The organism is Actinopolyspora mzabensis (assembly GCF_900101095.1).
In the GTDB taxonomy this organism is placed as follows: domain Bacteria; phylum Actinomycetota; class Actinomycetes; order Mycobacteriales; family Pseudonocardiaceae; genus Actinopolyspora; species Actinopolyspora mzabensis.
Genome location: NZ_FNFM01000002.1, coordinates 88,153 through 115,053, shown reverse-complemented (window position 1 = coordinate 115,053; position 26,901 = coordinate 88,153). Strand labels below are relative to the sequence as shown.

Below are 26,901 nucleotides of genomic sequence, written 5' to 3'. Positions count from 1 at the left end.
GGCCGTCGGGGTGGCTACGGTGGCCGCGACGGTGTTGGCCGGGTTGCCTGCTCACGCGCTCAGTGGTGGTCAGCAGGTGCCGCAGGGCAGTTACGAGTTTCTGGCCAAGGTGGATGTGGGCAGCGATCGCTCCTGCTCCGGTGCGCTGGTGGCGCCGCGGTGGGTGGCCACGGCGGCATCTTGCTTCGCGCAGGACCCGTCGCAGCCGGGCACGGTTCCGGCCGGGCCGCCGAACACGGCCACTACCGTCACGGTGGGTCGTGCGGATTTGTCCACTGACGGTGGTCAGGTCGCCGATGTGACGGAGTTGGTGCCGCGCACCGATCGGAATCTGGTGCTGGCCAAGCTGGGCAGCGCGATTTCGGGGATCACTCCGGCGCCGTTGACGACCGAGGGCGCCACTACTGGGGAGACGTTGCGGTCGGCGGGGTATGGCCGTACCGCGACCGATTGGACGCCGAACACCGCGCACACCGGCACGTTCGACGTGCAGTCCGTGTCGAGCGGGTCGGCCACCGTGCTGGGCACGACCGAGCAGTCCAGCATCTGCAAGGGCGACGCCGGTGGTCCGGTGCTGCGGTTGGTCAATGAGACCGTGCAGCTGGTCGGGCTCAACAGCGCCTCGTGGCAGCACGGCTGCTTCGGGGAGGACACCACCGAGCGTGGGGCGACCATCGCCCGCACCGACAACATCACCGGATGGCTCAACTCCCGGATGCTGGGGTTGTCCGCGACCGGTGTCAAGCACGCCAACACGCTGAACTGGGTGGACGCGGGCGCCGCGCAGTACCGCGTTTACGGCGCAACCGCCGCCGAGGTGCCGCTGCAGCAGGCCAACCTGCTGGGCACCGTGGCTGGAACCGGGTTCCGTCACGAAGCGCTCCGGGCGGGACAGACCTGGCACTACCGGGTGGTGCCTGTCTACCCCACCGGGGATGGCGCGGCCTCCAACACCGTTGAGTCCACGGTGTCCACCGAGGCCGGCACCGACTTCAACGGTGACGGCTACGAGGACATCGCCGCGTACACTACGGGGCTCTATGGTAGCGAATTCAGCAATGCCATCTCCGATGGTGCCGGTTTCGGTTCCGTTACCAATATCACACAGGAGCAGTTAGACGGTGCCCATTGGACGATGGGTGGCGATTTCAACGGTGACGGCAAGTCGGATCTGCTTATCGCCAACAAATTCTCCAGCGACAACCCAGGTGTTTACGTGGCACTGTCCAACGGTGACGGGTTCAATCCTTTCCAGCGTTGGCGGTCGAAGGTCAATCTGACGGTGACTCCGAGTGTAGATGTCGGTGACTTCAACGGTGACGGCAAGGACGACCTGGTGAGGTTCCCCAACAACTCCTCCGGTGGAGCCTATGTCTCACTCTCGAACGGCAGCGGTTTCGATGCGGAGACGCGGTGGCACGACTCCTTCGCCCCTGCCGGTGAGATTCCGATGGCAGGTGACTTCAACGGTGACGGCAGGGACGACATCGTTACCTTCCTGCAGGACGATCCGAAGCGTCCCGACGACGTTTACGTCTCGCTGTCCACCGGAAACAGCTTCCGCGAGGACGACGCCCTGTGGCATGAGCGCTTCGCTCTCGAAGGGGAACGTCCCGGCGTGGGTGATTTCAACGGTGACGGCAGGGACGATATCGTTACTTTCACCAGCGGTGACAACGGCCTCGTTTACGTCTCACTGTCCACCGGTGAGAAGTTCGCGGGCGGAGGCGTATGGCACGATTACTTCGCCCCCTCCGGTGAGAAGCCGGGTATTGGTGATTTCAACGGGGACGGCAGGGACGACATCATCACATTCCTGAATGGGGGCAAGGGCGAGGTCTACGTCTCGCTGTCCACTGGTGATTCTTTCATCAGGAACGATGATCTCTGGATCGAAGGTTTCTGTGGTGAGGACAGTACGAACCTTGAGATGTGTAATCCGGTTCCAAGCCTTCCACTGCCGAAAAGTCTCTGATTGAACGAACGTTCGTAACGGTGGCCGGTGCTCCACCAAGGGGCACCGGCCACGTTGCGTTCCCGCCCCGACGAGCACATTCGCCGCGTCCCATCCGCTGAAATCCGTTCGCGACTCCGGAGTAACCCAGCCGCGCCGGTCTCGTTGAGCGGTGTGACACGCACAACGCTCGTTAAGCGTGTCACAACTGTCAGATTTTCCGTCTGACCAGCGACCCGGGCCGCGTGCAGGCGTGGGTGCCGATGAGCGACGTGGAGGTGCGGATGGGTGTCGAAGTGGCCGTCGAGGGACTTTCCAAGTCCTTCGGGTCGCAGAACATCTGGTCCGACGTCACGCTGACGCTGCCCACCGGTGAGATCAGCGTGCTGCTGGGTCCCTCCGGGACCGGCAAGTCGGTGTTTCTGAAGGCCCTGGTCGGTCTGCTCAACCCGGAGCACGGCAAGGTCGTCATCAACGGAGTGGACGTCTGCGACTGCTCGGAGAGCCAGCTCTACGAGGTGCGCAAGCTCTTCGGCGTGCTGTTCCAGGACGGCGCGCTGTTCGGTTCGATGAACCTCTACGACAACATCGCCTTCCCGCTGCGGGAGCACACGAGGAAGGGCGAGACCGAGGTCCGCAACATCGTGGGCGAGAAGATGGAGATGGTCGGGCTCGTCGGCTCCGAGGAAAAACTGCCGGGCGAGATCTCCGGCGGTATGAAGAAGCGTGCCGGACTGGCCCGCGCCCTGGTGCTCGAACCGGAGATCGTCCTGTTCGACGAGCCGGACTCCGGGCTCGACCCGGTGCGCACGGCCTACCTCAACCAGCTGATCGTCGATCTCAACGCGCAGACCGACGCGACGTTCCTGATCGTCACCCACGACATCAACACCGCCCGCACCGTCCCGGACAACATCGGGATGCTCTACCGGCGCCACCTCGCCATGTTCGGCCCGAGGGAGCTGCTGCTGACCTCCACCGAACCCGCCGTGGAGCAGTTCCTCAACGGCCGCAGGGCCGGCCCCATCGGGATGAGCGAGGAGAAGGACTCCGGCCAGACCGCCGCGGAACTCGCCGAACTCGGCGAGGACCAGGGGGTTCCCGAGATCATTCCGCAGCTGGGCATCTCGCCGGGAGTTCCCGAGCGGGTCGCGGTTCGGCGCAGGCAGGACCGGGTCATGGCCGATCTCGACTCGCTCGAACCGGGCGCCCGGCAGGCAGTGGTCAACAGCCTCTCCGATTCCGAACGCGCCCGCTACGGCCTGGCCGGGGACGTCCCCACCGGCCCGGTCGACCTCGATGCCGAGCAGTGGAGCGCCGACAACGGTGACACGGTGCGGCTCTCCGGCGAGGCCGGATTCGCGGGAGAACTGTCCACCGAGCAGGTGGCGCGACTTCCCAGGGAGGAGGCGGGTGCTCCGAGCGGGGACCACTCCGGACCGGAGGCCCCGCGGCAGGAGGTCCCATCCGCCTCCGAGCAGACCCCGTCGAGCTCCGGTTCGCCGCAGCCCCGGCCCACGCCGCATCCGCGCCGTGCACCGGAACAGCGCGCCCCCGAACAGCGGGCTCCGGAACAACACCCCCCGGAGCAGCCGCAGCCGGTCGGTTCGGCCGAACCCGCCGCCTCCGACGGACGCAAACGCCGCCGGTTCTGGCGTAAGCGGGGTGACCGGTGAGCGCTCCGACCCGAACCAACATTCCGGGCACCGGGGCACTGCGCGAGACCGGCAGGTTGTTCGCGCTCGGCCTCGACGTGATCCGCCTGCTGCCCAAACGCCCGTTCCAGCTGCGCGAGTTCATCCAGCAGTGCTGGTTTATCGCCGGTGTCACGATCATGCCCACCGCGCTGGTGGCGATCCCGTTCGGCGCCGTGATCGCGCTGCAGCTCGGCTCGCTGACCCAGCAGCTCGGCGCGCAGGCCTTCACCGGCGCCGCGAGCGTGCTGGCCATCATCCAGCAGGCCAGCCCCATCGTCACCGCGCTGCTCATCTCGGGCGCGGGCGGTTCGGCGATCTGCGCCGACCTCGGCTCCCGCAAGATCCGCGACGAGATCGACGCGATGGAGGTGCTCGGCGTCTCGCCGGTGCAGCGGCTGGTCGTGCCCAGGGTGCTCTCGGCGATGCTGGTGGCCGTGCTGCTCAACGGCATGGTCAGCGTGGTCGGCGTGCTCGGGGGCTACTTCTTCAACGTGATCATGCAGGGCGGCACGCCCGGCGCCTACATGGCGAGTTTCGGCTCGCTGGCGCGGCTGTCCGACATCTGGGTGGGCGAGTTCAAGGCACTGATCTTCGGTTTCATCGCGGGCGTGGTGGCAGCCCACCGCGGTCTCAACCCGCCACCGGGACCGAAGGGGGTCGGCGAGGCCGTCAACCAGTCGGTGGTCGTGACGTTCCTGCTGCTGTTCGCCGTGAACTTCATCATCACGCTGCTCTACCTGCAGATCTTCCCGGCACAGAGGTTGTGAGGGAATGACCACTATCTCCCGGCGCGCGCTCGAAGTGGCGCGGCGTCCACTCCGGACCCTGGACGGCCTGGGCGACCAGATGTCGTTCTACCTGCGGGTGCTGGTGTGGCTGCCCAAGGCGATCGTTCGCTACTCCAGGGAAGTCCTGCGGCTGCTGGCCGAGGTCAGCTTCGGCAGCGGCGCGCTCGCGGTGATCGGCGGCACGGTCGGCGTGATGATCGGTCTGACCATGTTCACCGGTGTCGTGGTCGGGCTGCAGGGCTACGCCGCGCTGAACCAGCTCGGCACCGCGGCGTTCTCCGGCTTCGTCTCGGCCTACTTCAACACCCGTGAGATCGCGCCGCTGGTCGCCGGGCTGGCGCTGTCGGCAACCGTCGGATCCGGTTTCACCGCCCAGCTCGGCGCCATGCGCATCTCCGACGAGATCGACGCGCTGGAGGTCATGGGCATCCCCAGCCTGCCCTACCTGGTCAGCACGCGGGTGACCGCCGGTTTCGTGGCGGTGATCCCGCTGTACGTGCTGGGGCTGCTGACCTCCTACCTCGCGTCCCGCGCGGTCACGATCTTCGTCTACGGCCAACCGCCCGGTACCTACGACAAGTACTTCAACCTTTTCCTGCCGCCGCAGGACGTGCTGTGGTCCTTCGGCAAAGTGCTCGTATTCAGCGTGGTGGTGATCATGACGCACTGCTACTTCGGTTACCGCGCCAGCGGCGGTCCCGCCGGGGTGGGAATCGCCGTCGGCCGCGCCGTGCGCACCGCGATCGTGTCCACGGCGGTGCTCGACCTGCTGCTCAGCCTCGCCATCTGGGGTTCGACGACCACGGTTCGGATCGCCGGATGAGCAGGCGCGGACCCGGACCGGTCAAGCGGCGCCTGTTGGGCCTGGCGCTGCTGATGAGCATGGTGCTGTTCGTCAGCCTGACCGTGGCGATCTACCAGAAGGCCTTCAAACCGGTGGTCGAGGTGCAGCTGCGCGCCGCGTCCGCGGGTAACCAACTGCGCCCCCGTTCCGACGTGAAGGTGCGCGGCATGCTGGTCGGCAAGGTGCGCGAGGTGAGCGCCGCGGGTGACGGCGCGACGCTGCGGCTCGCCCTGGAGCCGGACAAGGTCGACAGCATCCCGTCCAACGTCACGGCCCGGCTGCTGCCGAAGTCGCTGTTCGGCTCCCGCTACGTCTCGTTGCGGATCCCCGACCGGCCCGCGGGCACGCACCTGTCCGAAGGGGACGTGATCACCCAGGACCGCACCGAGACGTCGGTGGAGCTGCAGAACGTGCTCTCCGACACGTTGGAGGTGCTGCGCGCGGTGCGGCCCTCCGAGCTCTCGGCCACCCTCAACGCGCTGAGCACCGCGCTGGAGGGACGAGGCGACGACATCGGCCGAACCCTCACTCGGCTGAACACCTACCTGGAGGGGATCAACCCGTCGGTGCCCGACCTCAAGCGCAACCTCCGCGAGGTCGTCGGTTTCGCCCGCACCTACGAACAGGCGGCACCGGACGTGCTCAACGCGCTGGACAACCTGACCACCACCTCCAGGACGCTGGTGGAGCAGCGCGAGCAGCTGCGCGTGCTGACGCGGCAAACCACCAGCACCTCCGACGACCTGCGGGGATTCCTGGCCGAGAACCGCGACAACCTGATCCGGCTCAACTCCTCGGCACGGCCCACCATGGACGTGCTGGCCAAGTACGCGCCGGAGTACCGGTGCTTCCTCGACGACCTGGCCGAGTTCGTTCCCAGGATCGACCGGGCCTTCGGCAAGGGCACCGACGAACCGGGGCTGCACATCACGTTGGAGATCACCTCCGACCGGGGCAAGTACGTCCCCGGCAGGGACGAGCCGGAATTCCGGGACAAGCGCGGTCCCCGCTGCTACAACTTCGAGAACGCGCCCACCCCCTTCCCGCAGTACCCGCCGGACGGTCCCGTCGAGGACGGTTCCTACAAGCCGCCGCCGGCCAAGACCTCCAACGAGGGGGTCAACCCGCCTTCGGGGATCGAGGACTACCTGCCCACCAGCGGTGAGGGGGCCGATTCCTCGACGGGCGGCTCCTCGTCGAACGGCTCCTCGGGCGGTGGGGGCGACGACTCGGCGGCGAGCACCTCGCCGCAGTCGGCCACCACCGCCAGCGAACTGGTGAACTCCCCCGCCGAACGCGAGTTCGTCTCCACCGTGCTCGCCCCGACGATGAACGTTTCCCCCGAGCGGGTTCCCGAGTGGAGTTCGCTGCTCGTGGGGCCGCTGCTGCGCGGAAGCGAGGTGAGCTACGAATGAGCGGACGCTCCATCACCGGCCCGCTGGTCAAGTTCACGATTTTCGTGCTGGTCACCGTGCTCGCCACCGGAGTGCTGATCCTGACCATCGCCAACCAGGGGCTGCGCGACTCGAAGTCCTACACCGCGCTGTTCACCGACGTCACCGGGCTGAAAGCGGGCGACGACGTGCGCATATCCGGGGTGAAGGTAGGCCAGGTGGAAAGCATCGGACTGGTCGACCACGGTACGGCCAAGGTGGACTTCACCGTCGCCGAACAACGACTGCCGAAGTCGACCCGTGCCGCGGTGAAGTGGCGCAACCTGATCGGGGAGCGCTACGTGTCGCTGCGACAGGGCGCGGGCGAGGTGGACGACTACCTGTCGGGAGGCGCGACCATACCGCTGGCACGCACCCAGCCACCGCTGGACCTCAACGCGCTGCTCGGCGGTTTCCAGCCGCTGTTCCAGGCGCTGTCACCGAAACAGGTCAACAAGCTCTCCTTCGAGATCATCCAGGTGCTGCAGGGCGAAGCGGGCACCGTGCAGAGTCTGCTCACCCACACCGCCTCGCTGACCAAGACCATCGCCGAGAAGGACGAGGTCATCGGCCAGGTCATCGACAACCTCAACGAGGTGCTGACCACGGTCAACGACCGTCGTGACCAGCTCTCCGGGTTGGTTTCCCAGTTGCAGGAGTTCGTCTCCGGGTTGGCTGCCGACCGCGGTTCCGTGGGCAGCGCCATCACCGCGATGGACGAGCTGACCAACACCACCGCCGGACTGGTCGAACAGGCGAGGCCACCGTTGCAGCAGGACATCGCCGGGCTCGGTGAACTCTCGGCCAACCTCAACGAGAACAAGACGGACGTGCGCGATTTCCTGCGCAAGATGCCCGACAAGCTCAACACCATCAGCAGGACCGCGAGCTACGGCTCCTGGTTCAACTTCTACGTCTGCGAGGTCTCCGGCACGGTCGGCGTGGGTGAGGCCGACATCCCGCTACCGTTGATGCCGGTTACCCAGCCGAGGTGTCGCCCATGAAGTCCTTCCGGAAACGCGACCCGATCAAGATCGGCATCGCCGGACTGCTGGTGCTGGTGCTGGGATTCCTGCTGGCGATGAACTACAAGAGCCTGCCGTTCGTCTCCGGAACCACCTACACCGCCAACTTCAGCGAGGCGGGCGGTCTCGCCGAGGGCGACACCGTGCGCGTGGCAGGGGTGAAGGTCGGCTCGGTCACCGGGGTCGAACTGGACGACGCCCACGTCAAGGTCACCTTCGACGTGCAGGACGCCTGGGTGGGCGACGGAACCGTGGCCGCCATCAAGGTCGGCACCCTGCTCGGCAAGAAGTACCTCGCCCTCGACACCAAGGGTGAGAACCGCCAGCCCACTTCCGAGCCGATCCCGCTGCGGCGCACCATGTCGCCCTACGACGTCATCGAGACCTTCAGCCAGTTGTCCGAAACCGTCGACAAGGTCGACACCGCGCAACTGGCCAAGAGCTTCCGCACCCTGTCGAACACCCTCTCCGGCACCTCGGAGGAGATGCGCGGCACGTTGCAGGGGCTGTCCCGGCTGTCCAACACCATCTCCGAACGGGACCGCCAGCTCAAGGAGCTGCTGGACAAGACGAACAAGGTGGCCACCACCGTCGCCGAGCGCAACACCGAGATCGAGAAGCTGCTGCGGGACGGCAACCTGCTGCTCGCGGAACTGCGGCAGCGCAGGGACGCGATCAAGTCACTGCTCGACGGGGTGACGAAACTGTCCCGCCAGCTCACCGGGCTGGTCGAGGACAACTCGGCGCAGCTGGGACCGGCGCTGCGGCAGCTGGACGAGGTGACCAAGCTGCTGCAACGCAACCAGGAGAACCTCGGCAAGAGCATCGAGCGCATGGCGCCGTTCACCCGGCTGTTCTCCAACGTGCTCGGCAACGGCCGCTGGTTCGACGTCTATCTCTGCGGGCTGTTGCCACCCGCGGTCGGCCCGATCAACCAGGAGGGATGTCTGCCATGAACCGACTGGGCAAACCTCCCCTGACCAGGTCGTTGGCGCTGGGAAGCGTGCTCGCGCTGCTGGTCACCGCGGCCGTGTGGTGGGTGTTCTACGGGGTGGACCAGCGCCGCGTCGTCGCCTACTTCGACAACGCGGTCGGCCTCTACGAGGGGGGCGAGGTGCGTGTGCTCGGTGTGCAGGTGGGAAGCATCGACACCGTGACACCGCAACCGAACCGGGTCCGGGTGGAGCTGAGCGTGCGCCGCTCGTTGCGGATCCCCGCCGACGCGGGAGCCGCCGTGATCTCGCCCAGCGTGGTGAGCGGCAGGTTCGTGCAGCTGACCCCGGTCTACGACGGCGGCCCGAAGCTGGCGGCCGGGGCGACCATCCCCAACGAGCGCACCGTGACGCCGGTGGAGATCGACGAGGTCTACCGCAGTCTCGACGAACTCTCCACCGCGCTCGGCCCGGAGGGCGCCAACTCCAACGGTGAACTCAGCAGGCTGCTGCGCACCAGCGCGAAAACCCTGGAGGGCAACGGTGAGCTGATCTCCCGCACCCTGCGCGACCTCGGCGAAGCCGGCAGCACGCTGTCCGGCAGCAGCGAGGACCTGTTCTCCACCGTGGACCAGCTGCAGCGGATCACCTCCAACCTCGCCGAGAACGACGAGCAGGTCCGCGACTTCAACAGCCAGATGCGCGACATCAACCAGCTGCTCGCCTCGCAGCGCGACGACCTCGACACGGCACTGTCCGAACTGGCCCTGGCGCTGGACAAGGTCGAGAAGTTCGTGCGGGAAAACCGCGGGAAGCTGCGCAGCAACGTCGAGCAGCTCAATTCGGTGGCCAAGGTGTTGGCGGAGCAGAACAAGGCACTGCGCGAGACGCTGACCGACGCGCCCCTGGCGCTGGGCAACCTGCAGAACTCCTACAACGCCGCTTCCGGGACCCTCGACACTAGGGCCAACCTTAACGAGCTGCGGCAGCCCCCGCTGGTGCTGCTGTGCAAGCTGTTCAAGCAGATCAGGCCGGAGAGCCAGCAGGGCTCGCTGGCGAACGTGCCGTCGGGACTGCGCGACGGTTGCGAGTCGGTGAGTTCCTTCCTGGGCAACGGCGGTGAACTGCTCGACCCGACGGAGACCATCGCCAAGCTGGAGCAGGGCAGCAAGCCAGATCTGCCGCTGCCGCTGCAGCGCAGCAGCGACGAGCTCTTCCAGGGCTCGCAAGGGTCCGGACCGAAAGGACAGTGATGGCCACGCCGCACACACCGTCCGACCCCGGCACCGCTCGGACCGCCGCGGTTCGAACCCCCACCGCGCGGTTCCGGCCGTTGCGTCGCGTCTCGCTGGCCCTGCTGACCACCCTGCTGGTCACCAGCGGCTGCGGACTCGGCGACTTCAACGGGGTGCACAGCCTGCCGCTCCCCGGCGGGGCCGACGTGGGGGACGACCCCTACACCGTCAAGGCGCGGTTCGACGACGTCACCGACCTGGTGCCCAACGCCGGTGTCCGGGTCAACGACGTGCCGGTCGGCCGGGTCTCGGACGTCGAACTCGTCGGGGACTCCTGGCGGGCCGAAGTGACCATGACGGTCCACGACAAGGTCGACCTGCCGGGCAACGCGCTCGCCAAGATCGAACAGTCCAGCCTGCTGGGCGAGAAGTACGTGGAGCTGTACCCGCCGCCGGACTCCGAGGAACCGAAGGGCGAACTCGGCGAGGGGGACGTGATCCCCAACGGCCGGACCGGGCGCGGCCCCGAGGTGGAGGAAGTGCTCGGGGCACTGGCCATGCTGCTCAACGGTGGTGGTATCGCCCAGATCCAGAACATCGCCGAGGAGCTCAACAAGGCCCTGGACGGCCGTGAGGCCCAGGTGCGCGACCTGCTGTCCAACATGGACCAACTCGTCGGTGAGCTGGACGAGAGCAAGGACGACATCACCGCCGCGCTGGACAGCGTCAACCGGCTCAGCGCCACGCTCCGCGAACAGCGTGGCAACATCGAATCAGCCCTGCGGGACCTCGAACCCGGCCTGAAGGTGCTGAACCGGCAGCGGCAGCAGCTGGTGACCATGCTGGAATCGCTGGACAAGCTCTCCGGCGTCGCCACCGACGTGATCGACAAGACCAGGCAGGACATCCTGCACAACCTGCGCAAGCTGCAACCGGTGCTGCGCAACCTCGCCGCGGCCGGCTCGGACCTGCCGAAATCACTGCAGATCCTGTTCACGTACCCCTTCACCGACGCCGCCGTGAAGGGAATCAAGGGCGACTACACCAATCTGTACATGGACGTCGACCTCAACCTCTCGCGCATCTCCGAGAACCTCGGACGCAGCAGACAACCGTTGCTCGATCTGCCCGGCGAGTCGAGCAGCTCCCAGCTTCCCGACATGCCGCTGCCCCTGACCTCGGGATCCTCGGGGCAGTCCGCCGGTTCCTCCGAGCGGTCCTCGGGCTCCGCCGAACCGGGCAACGGCCGGGGCGGGCAGCCGAGCACGTCCGGCACGCCCGAATCCACGGGGCCCTCCGCCGAGCGGGACGAGTCCTCGGGAGAGGACGACGGCGGCTTCCTCGACTTCCTGTTCGGAGGTGACTGATGCTCACCCGCAAGGTACGTGTGCAGATCGCGGCCTTCCTAGTCGTGGCGCTCGTCGGGGTCAGCTACGCCGGAGCCAGATACGCGGGGCTGGACCGGCTGTTCGGGCCGCGCGGTTACGTGGTGACCGTCCAACTGGCCGACTCCGGCGGCATCTTCCCCAATGCCGAGGTCACCTACAGGGGCGTGCAGGTGGGGCGGGTCGGCGAACTCGAACTCACCCCCGAAGGCGTGCGGGTCCCACTGGACATCGAGCCAGCCGCGCCGCGGATACCCGGCGACGTGCGGGCGATCGTGGCGAACCGCTCGGTGGTCGGTGAGCAGTACGTGGACCTGCGCCCGAAGAACTCCGAGGGGCCCTATCTGCACGACGGCTCGGTGATCCGCGAACGGAACACCGAAACCCCGCTGCCGGTCGAGGACCTGCTCGCCAATCTGGACTCCTTCGTCGAGTCGGTGCCCGAGGAATCGCTGCGCACCGTCGTCGACGAGCTGGGAACCGCTTTCGAGGGCAACGGCGGGAACCTGCAACGCATCCTGGACACCACCGACGAGTTCACCGCCGAGGCCCAACGCCACCTGCCACAGACCAAGCGGCTGCTCTCCGACGGAGCCACGGTGCTGGAGACGCAGAACGACCAGTCCTCGGCCATCAGGTCGTTCAGCGAGGACCTGCGACTGGTGTCGCGGCAGCTGGAGAAGTCCGACGGCGACATCCGTGCGGTACTGGACCGGGCACCGGAAGCCGCGCAGCAGGTCAGCGGGGTGCTGCGCACCACCGGCCCCGCGCTCTCCGGGCTGCTCGCCAACGGTATCCCCACGGCCAGGGCGCTCTCGGACAACAGCGCGGGACTGGAACAGTTGTTCGTGACCTATCCGGCGGTCAGCGCCGGGGGCTTCACCGTCGCCCCCGGGGACGGCTCCGCCCACTTCGGGCTGGCGCTCAACATCTTCGATCCGGTGCCCTGCGTGTACGAGAGCACCGAGCGCCGCGCGGGCAACGAGCTGGGCGCGGTGCCACTGAACACCGACGCGCGTTGCGATGTGCCGGAGGGGAGCCCCACCGCTGTACGCGGAGCTCACAACGCGCCTGGTAACTGACGACGACACCGGAGCGACAGCGCGAAACAGTGACAGTGCCAAACAGCGATAGCGCGAAACAGCGGATGGGCGCGGTGTCCCGGTCCCCCGATCGGGAGACCGCGCCGGTTCGTCACTCGTTCGGGAGGGGACTCTTATGAAATCGGCGGTCTCGGCACTGCTGCGACCCCGCCGCTGGCGGATGGTGCCGGTGGCGGTGGTGCTACTCGTCGCGAGCGTGCTCTCCGCGGGCGGATTCGGGGTTTCCTGGGCGCTCGCGGCCAACGACTCCGACGTGGAGCTGGCGGTCACCCGGGACCGCGTGTTGCGCGCCGGAAGACAGGCGGTGATCAATTTCAACTCGATCGACCACCGCAGGGTGAAGCAGGACATGCGGCGCGCGATCGACGGGACCACCGGGCCGCTGCGGGAGGTGCTCAAGGGCAGCCGGGAACAGCGTGTCGAGCAGGTGACCAAGGCCAAGTCGGTCACCGAGGCCGAGATCCTGGCCTCGGCCCTGACCGAGTTGAACGCACGGCAGGGCAAGGCCCGGATGATCGCCAGTTACAAGATCACCAAGACCGAGGACGGTGGTAAGCCGACCACCAGCCGTTGGCGGGTCAGGGCCGAACTCACCAGGACCGACGGGCAGTGGAAGCTGAACCGGATGACCCCGAGCGCGGGGTGAGCGGTGTCGCTCGGCACCGCTCGACCTCGATCCGTCACGGTCGCCACGAGACCGGTCGGTAACGCAGTTTTCGTGCAAGGAGAACACCCGTGAGCAACTCTCGCCGTCCCGCCGGCCGCGGCCGAGGCGGTTCCGCCGCGCGCAAACCGCGCGTGGCCGGTGCGCGCAACCGTGCCGTTAGCAGTGGCGACACCCGAACCTCCGAGGCCACCGGTGATGTCGCCGCAGCGGCGCCGGTCGACTCGCCGGTCGACTCGCCGGTCGACTCGTCCGGCGACTTCTCGCTCGACGAGCCCACCACCACCGGTGCGAGTGATACGGCTCCGACCGAGAGCGTGTCCTCGGTGACTTCCGCCGGGCACGGCGCGCCGGAGAAGGGCTCGGAGTTACCCGCCGAGGAGACGGAGTCACCCACGGCTGCGGGTGGAACGGACGGCGCCTCCGACTCGGGCTCGGAGGACCCCGCCACCTCGGAGGACCCCGCCACCTCGGACGAGCCCGCCCTCCCGGACGGCTCCACTGGTCCGGAGGACGAGGTCACCGAACGGCCTCACGAGACACCCCCCGGACACGAGGGAAACGGCCCGGAAGCGGACGGCAGTGGTTCGGACGGTCCGGACCCGGGCAGTGCCTCGAAGGAGTCCGACAGTGCTTCCGGGGCAACGACCCCCGGGGGCGGTTCGACGCGGAGCAATCGAAAGGTGCTCACGGCCGTGCTGCTGGCGCTGACCGTGGGATTCGCCGGGCTGGCATGCTGGTTCCAGTACTCCGCGCACACCCTGCGGCACGGCGGCGCGGCGGCAAACCGGGCCCTGGTGGACGAGTCGAGGACCAGCGAAGTGAAGGGCCAGGTCGGCAAGGCCGTGGAGAAGATCTTCTCCTTCGACTACTCCAATATGGACAAGACGGAGAAGGCGGCGGGCAACGTTCTGGTCGGCGATTCGGTCGAGCAGTACGACAAGATGTTCCAAACGGTGCGTGAACAGGCCCCGAAACAGAAGATGGTGTTGACCACCACCGTCGCCGAGTCCGGGGTGACGATGTTGCAGGACGGGCGCGCCGAGGTGCTGCTGTTCGTCAACCAGAACGCCACCCGCACCGGAAGTGGGGAGGGCGGTGTCTACCCGGCGCAGCTCAGCGTGGTCGCGGTGAAACGCGATGGCCAGTGGAAGATCAGCAGCATGACCCAGCTGTAGCAACCCGTCGCGGGGTCGGCCGGGGCCGCTCGGCAGGGCTACGCACCGATGCCCGGCGGCAGCGAGTCGCACTCCCGGTAACCACGTGCCCGGCCCCCTCCGCCCAGTAGCCGGGTGCGCGTCGATTTCCCGCGGACCCGACGCCGCCGACCGTGCCGCCGAACCGCGCTCAGACCCCCACGTGGGTGTAACCGGCCCACAGCGTCGGTGCCTCCGGATACCGCCGCCGCAGTCGCCGGGTGGTCGCGTTCAGTACTCCCGCGGAGAACTCGGCCCGGAACTCGCCGTCGCGCGCCAGCTCCGCGTACAGCGCCGCCAGCACGTCCTCCGCCGGACCCCGGTGCATCGCCCACAGCGTGCTGATCACGTGCGCGAATCCGATGAAGGCGAACGCTCCGGCCATCGTCAGCGCGGCCGCCGAGGGAGTGTCCTTCGTTCTGCACCTGGCCAGGCAGAGGAAGTTCCCGTCCCCGAAGTCACGCTGCCCGATGTCGAGCAGGTTCAGCGACCTGGCGCGGTCCTCCCGGTCCAGCACCAACCCGGCGGCGGGCTGGGCGGCGTGCTGCGTGCTCGGTTCGCAGACGTGGATCAGCTGGTGATGGCCGAACGCGGCGAACACGTCGTCGGCGGTGTGGTCGGGCTCCGACATCACGGTCGCCGAGGACCAGTGTCGCGCCGGGATCCTGCCCGGCTGTTCGGGAGTGCGTTCGTCGGCGGGCCCCGCGATCAGCGCCGTGTCGGCATCCGTCCGTTCCCGTCGCTGCTTGGTCGTCAACAGCACGCGCAGCCCCGGCGTGTGGGAGGAGATCACGCGGTCCAACGCGCTGTCCCCCGCGGTCGACGTCGCCGCGTGCAACGGGAGGAAAGCCGCGGGACCCTGCGTGCTCCACCACAGCCTGGGCCACCGCGCTCCCTGGGGTGGCGTACGGGTGTATCCCATTCGCTCCAGCACCGGGCGCGTGACGTGCTGCCACAGCCAGTCCAGCGTTATACCGAGGGTTCGTTCGGTGTCGGCCGTGCGCTGTGCCTGCTGCGCCGCGTTCAGCGTGGCGGCCGCGTGCTCCTCGGCCAGTTCCGGGGTCACACCGGGCAGCCGGACCACCAGGGCACGACCGCCGAAGACGATCACCGCGTCCGAACGGAACTCGCTCAGGTTGATCAGCACGACCGCACCCTCGTCGGCGGCCGAAGCCAGTGTGGCGAACTGCCAGGGCCGCATTCGGTCGTCGCCGGACTCGTTCCGGATCTCGCCGAGCAGCTCGTCCCAGGTGTCCGCCAGCCAGCGCCTGCGCCGCACGTCGTCGATGACGTCCACCCCGCCGAGGATCGGTTCCTCGGGATGCCGGTCCAGCAGCCTGCGCAGCCGCACCGCGTCGGTGGCCAGATCCGGGTGGCTCAGGTTGAGCTGTCCGAGCTCGCTGCCCGCGGGCATCAGCTCGGACAGCAGCGCCGCACGCCCGTGCTCCAGCAGCTCCACGGCCCGCTCCGGTTTGCCCACCTCGATGGCGCAGGCCGCCGCGTCGGCGGTCACATGGGCCCAGCGGCGTTGCACCGTCGGGGTCGCCACCGCGCGCTTGCCCTGAGTGACCAGCGGAAGCAGCTCCACGGCCAGCGTGAACGATTCGAGTGCCTCGGACCAGCGGTGTGCCTGCGCCGCGAGCCTGCCGCACAGGTTGGCGGCCTTGAGCCGTTGATCGGCCGGGCCGGTCGGCAGGGTGGCCGCCTCGGTCAGTGTTCTGCGAGCCCACCGGTACAGCTTCCGCCTGCCCGTGCGGCGGTGCAGGGTCTGCAGTGCGCGGCCCAGATGGGTTGCGACCGTGACGCGCTCCGGGGCCGAGTTCGGCATGGCGATCAGTGCCCTGTCGAACATCTCGATCGCCGTTTCCAGCTCTTCGTTGCGCGAGTTCAGCCGGTGCTGGTGCGTGGACACCACGCCGAGTTGCGCGTAGGCGGTGTACTGCGGCGCGGTGCGCTGCTCGGAGTCCCGCAGCGCCTCGCTGGCGGCGGCGTGCGCGCGATCCAGGTCGGACTGCTGGCCCGCCCGCTCGAACCGCGTGATCAGTGTGGAGGCAAGCGAGTTGAGGACCGCGCAGCGCTTGGCCGCCGTGGTTTCGGCATCCAGCGCCGCCTCGCCCGCTGCCACGGCGGTGTCCAGCGCCGCGGTGTTGCCAGCGTGCAGGTAGTGCCTGCGGGCCAGCGCCCCGTAGCTCGCCAGCGCCACGGCCCGGTTCGGGTCGTCGGTGGCCAGGTTGCGCATCACCGGGCTGATGGTCTTCAACGCGCGGTAGAGATTGCCGGACTCACCGCTGCTGTCCAGGTGCTCCACCGTCGCCGAGGTGAGGTTCCAGATCAGTTTGCCCAGTACCGGGTTGCCCGACTCCAGGTCGTCGAGCACCCCGAACAGCTCGTTGATCGCCGATTGCAGGTCGGTCAGATCGCCCCGCTGGCGGTAGCGCAGCCGCAGCGCCTCCGCGAACCGCAGCAGCATCCAACGGCGGTGCTGCCCGTCCGGAAGCATCCCCACGCCGGTGCGCAGGTACTTGATCCCCTCGTCGAGGTCGTTCGGATCGGTGGTTCGCTCGTGTCTGCGCAGCAGGGCCGAGCCGAGGCTGATCATCAGGTCCGGCCCGTCGGCGCGCTGCGTGCCCTCCTGGCCGCTCGATTCCCGTAGCGCGGCCTGGAAGACCTCGATCGACTCGTCGTCCGACTCGTTGTCGGCCGCGAGTCTGGCGTGCAGTTTCAGCGCGTTGCCCAGCCGGATCAGCGCGGTGTCCCGATGGCGCGGCAGATCCGCCGAGTCGGTGGCCGTGCTCCCCGCCCCGGCCTTCCCGGTGCGTTCTACTCCGAGTCGCGCGACGTCGACCGCTTCTACGGCCTGCTCGACCGATCCCTTGCGGCTGGCGCAGTCGGTCAGCGCGAGTGCCAGGTTGCTCAGGTAGAGGACCACGTCCGGGTCCTCGCTGCTCGCTGCCTCGGCGGCGGAGCGGTAGTAGGCCACCGCGTCCTCCAGGTGCGCGAGATCACCGGAGGCGAGGTGTGCGAGCTGGGCGGCGCTTCCCAGGTTGTTGAGCACCCCGGGACGAGAGGGGTCCTGCTCCGGCAGCGCTCCGGCAGTGGCGCGCAGCACCTCGGTGACCCAGGACAGTTCCTTGAAGTCGAAGGTGCTCATCATCCTGTTGAGCGCGGCCAGCGCGTCCGCGTATCGCTGTTCGGCGTCCTGCTCCGCCGAACGAGGAGCAGCGGAGCGGGCGGCTGCCGAACGAGCGGCGGCCGTGCCCTGCTGTGGTGGACCCTGCTGCGGTGGGCCCTGCTGTTGCTGCTGGGGGTGCGCGCCCGGCTGCTCCTGCGCGGGAGGATCCTCCGTTTCGTTGGTGAACCAGCTGTTGCCGGTACCGCTCGCCCCCCGCTCCGGTGTCGGACGTTCGGTCCGGTCGTCTCGGGGCGTTCGGTCCTGCTGGTTCACCTTGTGGTCCATTCTGTTCTCCCGTGTCACCGCCGGTGCGAAACCGGGGCCGGCTCCTGGAGGCCGGCAGCGTCCATAGAGTAGGATCACGATTCCGCACGGTCACGTCTCGATCGTGCCATGCCCGCTGCTCGCTGCAGACGATACGAGCGCCTCCTGCCGCCTCGCCGGGGTATCGGTCAAAAATTCGCATCGATTGTCCGGACTGTGGGAACGGGCCACGTTTTTCCGTGGTTCCACCGCGGCGGGGCGGGCGCTCCGGTAGGGCAGCGAGCCGTACGTCGGGCAGCGGGGGTCGGGTACCGGGCGGCGGGGTGGTCTTCCCGGCGGCGGTGCAGGACGCGGGTGCGGCGTCTACGGGGTTCGCGGCTGCCGCTCGCCGGAAGAGTGGCGTATGGAGGGTGTGACCCTGGTCGCGGCGTAGCGTGACAGTAGCAGCGCACGACGTGGTTACTAACCACGTCGAGTGATCCTGTTTTCCGTCGGGCGGGTGATGCGGCGTGGAGCTCTTGACTCACGGCCTCCGGGAGGTCACGCTTGTTCCCGGCAGACGCCGGAGCGGATGAGTCAGGGGATGACCGAGCGGGTGATGTGGTGATCATCGAGGCGGCCAGTGCTGGCCCCCTCTCGACAGCGGGCGACACGCGCGCTAGACTGCTACGTTGCGCTGCCCGCATTTTCCGTTCCCTGGCCTGAGGACCCGATGATGCACCCCTGAGCTGGGGTTTTCCGGATTGCGGGCGCCATTGCACCCTTGACAGCCGTGCTATCCGGACACTTACATCCAACGCTCCGGAAGCGGTTGCAGCCAGTTCAGAGTCCCGGAAGGACGCATCTTGGCAGTCTCCCGCGCGACCAAGGTCTCTGCAGCTTCCAACTTCACGAGGGGGATCCCTGGGGCCCCCAGGCGGGTCTCATTCGAGAAGATCCGTGAGCCGCTGGAAGTACCAGACCTGCTCGATCTGCAGGTCCAATCCTTCGAATGGCTCGTCGGTGACGAGGCCTGGTTCCAGCGCCGGGTCGATGCCGGCGAGGAAATGCCCGTTGGCGGTCTGGGAGAGGTCCTCAACGAGATCTCACCGATCGAGGACTTCTCGGGCTCCATGTCGCTGTCCTTTTCCGACCCGCGATTCGACGAGGTCAAGGCCTCCATCGAGGAGTGCAAAGACAAGGACATGACCTACGCCGCTCCGCTGTTCGTCACGGCGGAGTTCATAAACCAGACGACGGGCGAGATCAAGAGCCAGACGGTCTTCATGGGGGACTTCCCCGTGATGAGCGACAAGGGCACTTTCATCATCAACGGCACCGAGCGTGTCGTGGTCTCGCAGCTGGTCCGTTCGCCCGGCGTTTACTTCGACCAGACCGTCGACAAGTCGACGGACAAGGACGTCTACAGCGCGAAGATCATCCCGAGCAGGGGTGCCTGGCTGGAGTTCGACGTCGACAAGCGCGACACCGTCGGTGTGCGGATCGACCGCAAGCGCAGGCAGCCGGTCACCGTCCTGCTCAAGGCGCTGGGATGGACCGCCGAGGGTATCCGCGAGCGGTTCGGCTTCTCCGAGACGATGCTGTCGACCCTGGAGAAGGACCACACCTCGGGCCAGGACGAGGCCCTGCTGGACATCTACCGCAAACTGCGTCCCGGCGAGCCGCCGACGAAGGAGAGCGCGCAGACGCTGCTGGAGAACCTCTTCTTCAAGGAGAAGCGGTACGACCTCGCCCGCGTCGGCCGCTACAAGGTCAACAAGAAGCTCGGCATCGACCTGCCGTTCACCTCGGGCGTGCTCACGCACGACGACATCGCCACCACCATCGAGTACCTGGTCCGGCTGCACGCGGGCGAGAACTCGATGGGGTCGGAGGACAACGACGTCCCGGTCGAGCTCGACGACATCGACCACTTCGGCAACCGCAGGCTGCGCACCGTGGGCGAGTTGATCCAGAACCAGGTGCGGGTCGGGCTCTCCCGAATGGAGCGCGTCGTCCGCGAGCGCATGACGACCCAGGACGTCGAGGCGATCACACCGCAGACGCTGATCAACATTCGCCCGGTCGTCGCTGCGATCAAGGAGTTCTTCGGCACCTCGCAGCTCTCCCAGTTCATGGACCAGACCAACCCCCTGGCCGGCCTGACGCACAAGCGCAGGCTCTCGGCGCTGGGCCCGGGAGGTCTCTCCAGGGAGCGTGCGGGTGTCGAGGTTCGTGACGTCCACCCCTCGCACTACGGCCGGATGTGCCCGATCGAGACACCGGAAGGGCCGAACATCGGTCTGATCGGTTCACTGGCCACCTTCGGCCGGGTCAATCCGTTCGGGTTCATCGAGACGCCCTACCGCAAGGTGGTCGACGGTGTGGTCACCGACCAGGTGGACTACCTCACCGCCGACGAGGAGGACCGCTACACCAAGGCGCAGGCCAACACACCGATCGACGACGACGGCAACTTCCTCGAGGACCGGGTGCTCGGTAGGCGCAAGGGCGGCGAGGTCGAGCTGCTCGCCCCCACCGAGATCGAGTACATGGACGTCTCGCCGCGTCAGATGGTCTCGGCGGCCACCGCGATGCTGCCGTTCCTGGAGCACGACGACGCCAACCGCGCCCTGATGGGTGCCAACATGCAGCGGCAGGCGGTTCCGCTGCTGCGCAGCGAGTCCCCGCTCGTCGGTACCGGCATGGAGCTCCGTGCCGCCGTCGACGCGGGCAACGTCATCACCGCGGAGAAGGCGGGTGTCGTCGAGGACCTGTGCGCCGACTACCTCACGGTCATGGACGACGACGGCAACCGGCGTACCTACCGGCTGCAGAAGTTCGCCCGGTCCAACCACGGGACCTGCATCAACCAGAAGCCCATCGTCAACGAGGGCGACCGGGTCGAGGCAGGGCAGGTCGTCGCCGACGGTCCCTCGACCGAGGACGGCGAGATGGCGCTGGGCAAGAACCTGCTCGTGGGCATCATGCCGTGGGAGGGGCACAACTACGAGGACGCGATCATCCTCTCCCAGCGGCTGGTGCAGGACGACGTGCTCACCTCGATCCACATCGAGGAGCACGAGGTCGACGCCCGTGACACCAAGCTGGGCTCCGAGGAGATCACCAGGGACATCCCGAACGTCTCCGAGGACGTGCTCTCCGACCTCGACGAGCGCGGCATCGTCCGCATCGGTGCCGAGGTCCAGGGCGGCGACATCCTCGTCGGCAAGGTCACTCCCAAGGGTGAGACAGAGCTGACCCCGGAGGAGCGGCTGCTCCGCGCGATCTTCGGGGAGAAGGCCAGGGAGGTCAGGGACACCTCGCTGAAGGTGCCGCACGGTGAGACCGGCAAGGTCATCGGCGTCCGCGTGTTCAACCGCGAGGAGGACGACGAGCTCCCGCCCGGGGTCAACGAGCTCGTCCGGGTCTACGTGGCCCAGAAGAGCAAGATCCAGGACGGTGACAAGCTCGCCGGTAGGCACGGCAACAAGGGTGTTATCGGCAAGATCCTGCCGATCGAGGACATGCCGTTCACCAAGGACGGCACCCCGATGGACATCATTCTCAACACCCACGGTGTGCCGCGGCGTATGAACATCGGGCAGGTCCTGGAGACCCATCTCGGCTGGATCGCCTCGCAGGGGTGGTCGATCGACGGGGATCCGGACTGGGCGAGCAAGATCCCCGAGGAGCTCTACGACGTCGAGCCGGGTACCAAGACGGCCAGCCCGGTCTTCGACGGTGCTCGCGAGGATGAGATCACCGGTCTGCTGTCGTCGACGAGGCCCAACCGCGACGGGGAGCGTGTCGTGGACGGCGACGGCAAGGCGATGCTGATCGACGGACGCAGCGGGGAGCCGTACCCGCACCGCGTGGCGGTCGGCTACATGTACATCCTCAAGCTGCTGCACCTGGTGGATGACAAGATCCACGCACGGTCGACCGGGCCGTACTCGATGATCACCCAGCAGCCGTTGGGCGGTAAGGCCCAGTTCGGTGGCCAGCGCTTCGGTGAGATGGAGTGCTGGGCGATGCAGGCCTACGGCGCCGCCTACACGCTGCAGGAACTGCTGACGATCAAGTCCGACGACGTGCTCGGTCGCGTCAAGGTCTACGAAGCGGTCGTCAAGGGTGAGAACATCCCCGAACCGGGTATTCCGGAGTCGTTCAAGGTGCTGCTCAAGGAGTTGCAGTCGCTGTGCCTGAACGTCGAGGTGCTCTCCAGCGACGGTGCCGCCATCGAGATGCGGGACGGTGACGACGAGGACCTCGAACGCGCGGCGGCCAACCTCGGCATCAACCTGTCCAAGAACGAGGCTCCCTCGGTCGACGACGTCGTCAACTGACCTCGTCGCCGGTTCGCGGAAGCCCACCGCGGCCTCCGCGAACCGGCCCCACGTCCACCCGGCATACCCCCAACAAAGGGAGAAGATCCGACGTGCTTGACGTCAACTTCTTCGACGAACTCCGTATCGGACTGGCGACCGCCGATGAGATCCGCCAGTGGTCGTACGGCGAGGTCAAAAAACCCGAGACCATCAACTACCGCACCCTCAAGCCCGAAAAAGACGGCCTGTTCTGCGAGAAGATCTTCGGGCCCACCCGGGACTGGGAGTGCTACTGCGGCAAGTACAAGCGAGTCAGGTTCAAGGGCATCATCTGCGAGCGCTGCGGTGTCGAGGTCACTCGTGCCAAGGTGCGGCGTGAGCGGATGGGCCACATCGAGCTCGCCGCCTCGGTCACGCACATCTGGTACTTCAAGGGTGTGCCGAGCAGGCTCGGTTACCTGCTCGACCTGGCCCCCAAGGATCTCGAGAAGATCATCTACTTCGCGTCGTACGTGATCACCTCGGTAAACACCGAGATGCGGCACAACGACATGCCGACGCTGGAGAGCGAGATCGGCGTCGAGCGCAAGAACATCGCCGACCAGCGTGACTCCGACCTGGAGGCGCGGGCCCAGAAGCTCGAGTCGGATCTCGCCGAGCTCGAGACCGAGGGCGCCAAGAGCGACGTCCGCCGCAGGGTCAAGGAGAGCGGCGAGCGCGAGATGCGTCAGATCCGCGAGCGGGCCCAGAAGGAGATCGACAAGCTCGACGAGATCTGGGAGACCTTCACCAAGATGGAGCCTCGCCAGCTGATCTCGGACGAGTCGCTGTACCGCGAGCTCTACGACCGCTACGGCGAGTACTTCACCGGCGGCATGGGCGCCGAGTCGATCGAGGCCCTGCTCGCCAACTTCGACATCGACGCCGAGGCGGAGGGCCTGCGTGAGGTCATCCGCAACGGCAAGGGGCAGAAGAAGCTGCGTGCCCTCAAGCGACTGAAGGTCGTCGCCGCGTTCCAGACGACCAAGAACAACCCGCAGGGCATGGTGCTGGGCGCGATCCCGGTGATTCCCCCGGACCTGCGTCCCATGGTGCAGCTCGACGGTGGCCGCTTCGCGACCTCCGATCTCAACGACCTCTACCGCAGGGTCATCAACCGCAACAACCGCCTCAAGCGTCTGATCGATCTCGGCGCCCCCGAGATCATCATCAACAACGAGAAGCGGATGCTGCAGGAGTCGGTGGACGCGCTGTTCGACAACGGCAGGCGTGGCCGCCCGGTCAGCGGCCCGGGCAACCGGCCGTTGAAGTCGTTGTCCGACCTGCTCAAGGGTAAGCAGGGCCGTTTCCGGCAGAACCTGCTCGGTAAGCGTGTGGACTACTCCGGCCGTTCGGTGATCATCGTCGGTCCGCAGCTGAAGCTGCACCAGTGTGGTCTGCCGAAGGAGATGGCGGTCGAGCTGTTCAAGCCGTTCGTCATGAAACGGCTGGTCGACCTCAACCACGCGCAGAACATCAAGTCCGCCAAGCGGATGGTCGAGCGGCAGCGCCCGCAGGTCTGGGACGTGCTCGAGGAGGTCATCTCCGAGCACCCGGTGCTGCTCAACCGTGCGCCCACGCTGCACCGACTGGGTATCCAGGCGTTCGAGCCGCAGCTCGTGGAGGGTAAGGCGGTGCAGCTGCACCCCTTGGTCTGCGAGGCGTTCAACGCCGACTTCGACGGTGACCAGATGGCGGTTCACCTGCCACTGTCCGCCGAGGCCCAGGCCGAGGCCAGGGTGCTGATGCTTTCCAGCAACAACATCCTCTCGCCCGCTTCGGGACGTCCGCTGGCCATGCCGCGACTGGACATGGTCACCGGGCTGTACTACCTGACTCGCCAGATCGACGGTGCCACCGGTGAGGGGCACGCCTTCTCCTCGTACGACGAGGCGTTGATGGCCCACGACCGGGGCTCGCTCGACCTGCAGGCGATGGTCAGGATCCGGATGAACGACATCGTCCCGACCAAGGAGGACACGCCCGAGGACTGGGAGCCCGGCAGCTCGATGACGCTGCAGACCACCCTCGGCCGTGTGATGTTCAACGAGCTGCTGCCCGCGGACTACCCGTTCGTGAACCGGCTGCTGCCGAAGAAGGCCCAGGGTGCGATCGTCAACGATCTCGCCGAGCGTTACCCGATGGTCTCGGTCGCCCAGACGCTGGACAAGCTCAAGGACGCGGGCTTCTACTGGGCCACCAGGTCCGGGGTCACCACCGCGATCTCCGATGTGATCGTGCCGCCGAACAAGAAGGAGATCCTCGACTCCTACGAGGAGAAGGCGGATCAGGTGGAGAAGCGCTACCGGCGCGGTGCGCTCTCCCACCACGAGCGCAACGCCGAGCTGGTCAAGGTCTGGAACGCGGCCAAGGACGACGTCTCCGAGGCGATGGAGAACAACTTCCCGGAGGACAACTCGATCAACATGATCGTGAAGTCCGGTGCCGCCGGGAACATGTCCCAGGTGGTACAGCTCGCCGGGATGCGTGGGCTGGTCTCCAACCCCAAGGGTGAGTACATCCCGCGCCCGATCAAGACCAACTTCCGCGAGGGTCTGTCGGTGCTGGAGTACTTCATCTCCAACCACGGTGCCCGCAAGGGTCTGGCGGACACCGCGCTGCGTACCGCCGACTCGGGATACCTGACCCGTCGTCTGGTCGACGTCTCGCAGGACGTGATCGTGCGCGAGAACGACTGCGGTACCGACCGCGGTATCCGGATGCCGATCGGCGAGACGACGCCGGACGGCAGGCTGGTCCGCGAGCAGCACGTCGAGACCAGCGTCTACGCCCGGATGACCGCCGAGGACGTCACCGACTCCGACGGCAACATCCTGCTCACCAGGGGCTCGGACCTGGGCGATCCCGCCATCGAGACACTGATCTCGGCCGGGGTGAGCACCGTGCGGGTCCGCAGCGTGCTGACCTGCGAGTCCGGTTCGGGAGTCTGCTCCTACTGCTACGGCCGCTCCATGGCCACCGGCAAGCTCGTCGACGTCGGCGAGGCGGTCGGCATCGTGGCCGCGCAGTCCATCGGTGAGCCGGGTACGCAGCTGACCATGCGTACCTTCCACCAGGGCGGTGTCGGTGGTGACGACATCACGGCCGGTCTGCCGCGTGTGCAGGAGCTGTTCGAGGCCAGGCTGCCGAAGGGCAAGGCGCCGATCGCCGACGCCTCCGGACGGGTCCGGCTGGAGGACAACGACCGCTACTGGAAGATGACGCTCACCCCGGACGACGGCGGTGAGGACATCGTCTACGACAAGCTGTCCAAGCGGCAGCGGCTCGCGGTGCTCAACGTGGGTGGCACGGAGCGTCAGCTCGAGGACGGTGACCATGTCGAGGTCGGGCAGCGGCTCATGGAGGGTGCGGTCGATCCGCACGAGATCCTGCGCGTGCTCGGCCCGCGGGAGGCACAGCTGCACCTGGTCCGCGAGGTGCAGGAGGTCTACCGCTCGCAGGGTGTGGGCATCCACGACAAGCACGTGGAGGTCATCGTCCGGCAGATGCTGCGTCGTGTGATCATCATCGACTCCGGCGCCACCGAGTTCCTGCCCGGTTCGCCGGTCGAGCGGGCGCAGTTCGAGTCGGAGAACCGCCGCGTGGTCTCCGAGGGCGGCGACCCCGCCTCGGGCCGTCCGGTGCTGATGGGTATCACCAAGGCATCGTTGGCGACCGAGTCGTGGCTGTCGGCGGCCTCCTTCCAGGAGACCACCAGGATCCTGACCAACGCCGCGATCGAGGGCGCCAGCGACAAGCTGATCGGTCTGAAGGAGAACGTCATCATCGGTAAGTTGATCCCGGCCGGTACCGGTATCAACAAGTACCGCAACATCCAGGTGCAGCCGACCGAGGAGGCACGGGCCGCGGCCTACGCGATCCCGTCCTACGACGACGGCTACTACGCGCCGGACGTGTTCGGCCCGGGTACCGGTGCCGCGGTTCCGCTGGACGACTTCGACTTCGGTCGCGACTACCGCTGACGCGAAACGGTGCGCCGAACCGGGAAGTGTTCGGCGCACCGTCCGGTCGCCAGGCTCCCTGCTCGTCTCCTCCGAGCAGGGAGCTTTTTTCGAAGGGTGACGGCTCGCGTTACTCGGCGGAGCCGGTGGCGGAACCTCACGGGTCGTCTCGCTGCGGGATCCTCGACATCGAGTAGTCATACCCGATGTCGGGCCTACCCGCAGCGAGAGCCGCGCGAGAGGTTCCGCCGAGCGCCCCTACGCAACCGAGGCGGAAATGCTCACACGGGGGTCAGCTCTCCAGCTCTTCCAGGGTCTTGCGCACCCGCTGCAGTTCCGCCTCCAGCTCGGCCAGCCTGGCCTCGTGCTGCTGCCGGGCCTCGGAAAGCACCGACTCGATCGCTTCCGAGATGTCGTCGTGCAGTTCCCCGGCCGCCTTGGAAACGGAGGAGGCGGAGATCGGGAGTCCCTGCACGATCTTCTTGCCCGCGTGCGTCAGATCGGCCTGCCACTCGCCCTCGGCGGTTCCGCTGACCGTCAGTGTCAATTCCACCTGACGTGTCTTGCGCGCACCGGTCTGCTTGCGCCCCTTGGTCTTTTTCTGGGTGCCCTGTTCCGCGTTGCCGTTGTTCGCCTCGGCGTTCTCGGTTCCCCGGTCAGTGTCACCCCGCTCCGTATCACCTTGATCAGTGGCACTCTGATCAGCGACGCCCCGGTTGGTGGCGTCCTGCTCCCCGGCCTCCTGATCCGTAGCGTTCTGCCCCGCCGTGTCCTGCTCGGCGGTGGTCTGCTCGTCGGTTACGTTTTGCTGTTCGTTCACGTTTCCTCTCTCGGTCACACCGGTGAAAAAGATCAGGGTAGAACGCCTGTTCGATAATGCTTCGTGCGGTACTGCCGT

At 67.2% G+C, this 26,901-nt stretch carries 15 protein-coding genes and 1 pseudogene; 14 read left to right on the top strand and 2 right to left on the bottom strand.

Annotated features, from left to right (window positions below; all coding sequences use genetic code 11):
- Nucleotides 1-19 precede the first annotated feature (19 nt).
- From BLR41_RS03040 to BLR41_RS02985, 12 genes and pseudogenes are all read left to right on the top strand, one after another.
- A complete protein-coding gene (locus BLR41_RS03040) occupies nt 20-1,975 on the top strand; it encodes an FG-GAP-like repeat-containing protein (protein ID WP_176797793.1) in 1,956 nt (651 codons plus the stop codon).
- Between the two features lie 263 nt (nt 1,976-2,238).
- A pseudogene (locus BLR41_RS03035) lies at nt 2,239-3,393 on the top strand (ABC transporter ATP-binding protein); the annotation flags it as partial.
- A gap of 233 nt (nt 3,394-3,626) precedes the next feature.
- Nucleotides 3,627-4,418, top strand: coding sequence for an MlaE family ABC transporter permease (locus BLR41_RS03030; protein WP_092626272.1), 792 nt, complete (start codon nt 3,627-3,629; stop codon nt 4,416-4,418).
- A gap of 4 nt (nt 4,419-4,422) precedes the next feature.
- Nucleotides 4,423-5,262 carry an MlaE family ABC transporter permease gene (locus BLR41_RS03025; protein WP_092626270.1) on the top strand — a complete coding sequence of 280 codons (840 nt, stop codon included), beginning with the start codon at nt 4,423-4,425 and terminating at the stop codon, nt 5,260-5,262.
- Nucleotides 5,259-6,698 carry an MCE family protein gene (locus BLR41_RS03020; RefSeq protein ID WP_092626267.1) on the top strand — a complete coding sequence of 480 codons (1,440 nt, stop codon included), beginning with the start codon at nt 5,259-5,261 and terminating at the stop codon, nt 6,696-6,698. Before BLR41_RS03025 ends, BLR41_RS03020 begins: the two co-directional genes overlap by 4 nt.
- Nucleotides 6,695-7,720: an MCE family protein gene (locus BLR41_RS03015; protein WP_092626265.1), complete on the top strand. Its 1,026-nt coding sequence runs from the start codon at nt 6,695-6,697 to the stop codon at nt 7,718-7,720. The genes BLR41_RS03020 and BLR41_RS03015 overlap by 4 nt, the downstream gene beginning before the upstream one ends.
- The gene (locus BLR41_RS03010; RefSeq protein ID WP_092626263.1) at nt 7,717-8,697 is read left to right on the top strand and encodes an MCE family protein; all 981 of its coding nucleotides are present in this window, start codon (nt 7,717-7,719) and stop codon (nt 8,695-8,697) included. The genes BLR41_RS03015 and BLR41_RS03010 overlap by 4 nt, the downstream gene beginning before the upstream one ends.
- Nucleotides 8,685-9,926 carry an MCE family protein gene (locus BLR41_RS03005; RefSeq protein WP_245693771.1) on the top strand — a complete coding sequence of 414 codons (1,242 nt, stop codon included), beginning with the start codon at nt 8,685-8,687 and terminating at the stop codon, nt 9,924-9,926. Before BLR41_RS03010 ends, BLR41_RS03005 begins: the two co-directional genes overlap by 13 nt.
- Nucleotides 9,926-11,275, top strand: coding sequence for an MCE family protein (locus BLR41_RS03000; RefSeq protein WP_092626259.1), 1,350 nt, complete (start codon nt 9,926-9,928; stop codon nt 11,273-11,275). The genes BLR41_RS03005 and BLR41_RS03000 overlap by 1 nt, the downstream gene beginning before the upstream one ends.
- On the top strand, nt 11,275-12,375 hold the full coding sequence (locus BLR41_RS02995) for an MlaD family protein (protein ID WP_092626257.1): 1,101 nt from the start codon (nt 11,275-11,277) through the stop codon (nt 12,373-12,375). The genes BLR41_RS03000 and BLR41_RS02995 overlap by 1 nt, the downstream gene beginning before the upstream one ends.
- Before the next feature lie 136 nt (nt 12,376-12,511).
- Nucleotides 12,512-13,042 (top strand): hypothetical protein, encoded by a 531-nt coding sequence (locus BLR41_RS02990; RefSeq protein ID WP_092626255.1) that lies wholly within the window; start codon nt 12,512-12,514, stop codon nt 13,040-13,042.
- 89 nt (nt 13,043-13,131) lie between these two features.
- Nucleotides 13,132-14,238 carry an ICP22 family protein gene (locus tag BLR41_RS02985; RefSeq protein WP_092626253.1) on the top strand — a complete coding sequence of 369 codons (1,107 nt, stop codon included), beginning with the start codon at nt 13,132-13,134 and terminating at the stop codon, nt 14,236-14,238.
- 169 nt (nt 14,239-14,407) lie between these two features.
- Here BLR41_RS02985 and BLR41_RS02980 read toward each other — a convergent pair whose 3' ends face one another.
- Entirely contained in the window at nt 14,408-17,713 is a 3,306-nt protein-coding gene (locus BLR41_RS02980) for a CHAT domain-containing protein (protein WP_092626251.1), read from the bottom strand.
- 824 nt (nt 17,714-18,537) lie between these two features.
- Here BLR41_RS02980 and rpoB point away from each other — a divergent pair.
- The gene (rpoB, locus tag BLR41_RS02975; RefSeq protein WP_092626249.1) at nt 18,538-22,020 is read left to right on the top strand and encodes a DNA-directed RNA polymerase subunit beta; all 3,483 of its coding nucleotides are present in this window, start codon (nt 18,538-18,540) and stop codon (nt 22,018-22,020) included.
- A 92-nt stretch (nt 22,021-22,112) separates the two neighbouring features.
- A complete protein-coding gene (locus BLR41_RS02970) occupies nt 22,113-26,024 on the top strand; it encodes a DNA-directed RNA polymerase subunit beta' (RefSeq protein ID WP_092626247.1) in 3,912 nt (1,303 codons plus the stop codon).
- Between the two features lie 271 nt (nt 26,025-26,295).
- Here BLR41_RS02970 and BLR41_RS23320 read toward each other — a convergent pair whose 3' ends face one another.
- Nucleotides 26,296-26,823, bottom strand: a complete 528-nt coding sequence (locus tag BLR41_RS23320; RefSeq protein ID WP_092626793.1) for a DUF6319 family protein — start codon at nt 26,821-26,823, stop codon at nt 26,296-26,298.
- Nucleotides 26,824-26,901: the final 78 nt, after the last annotated feature.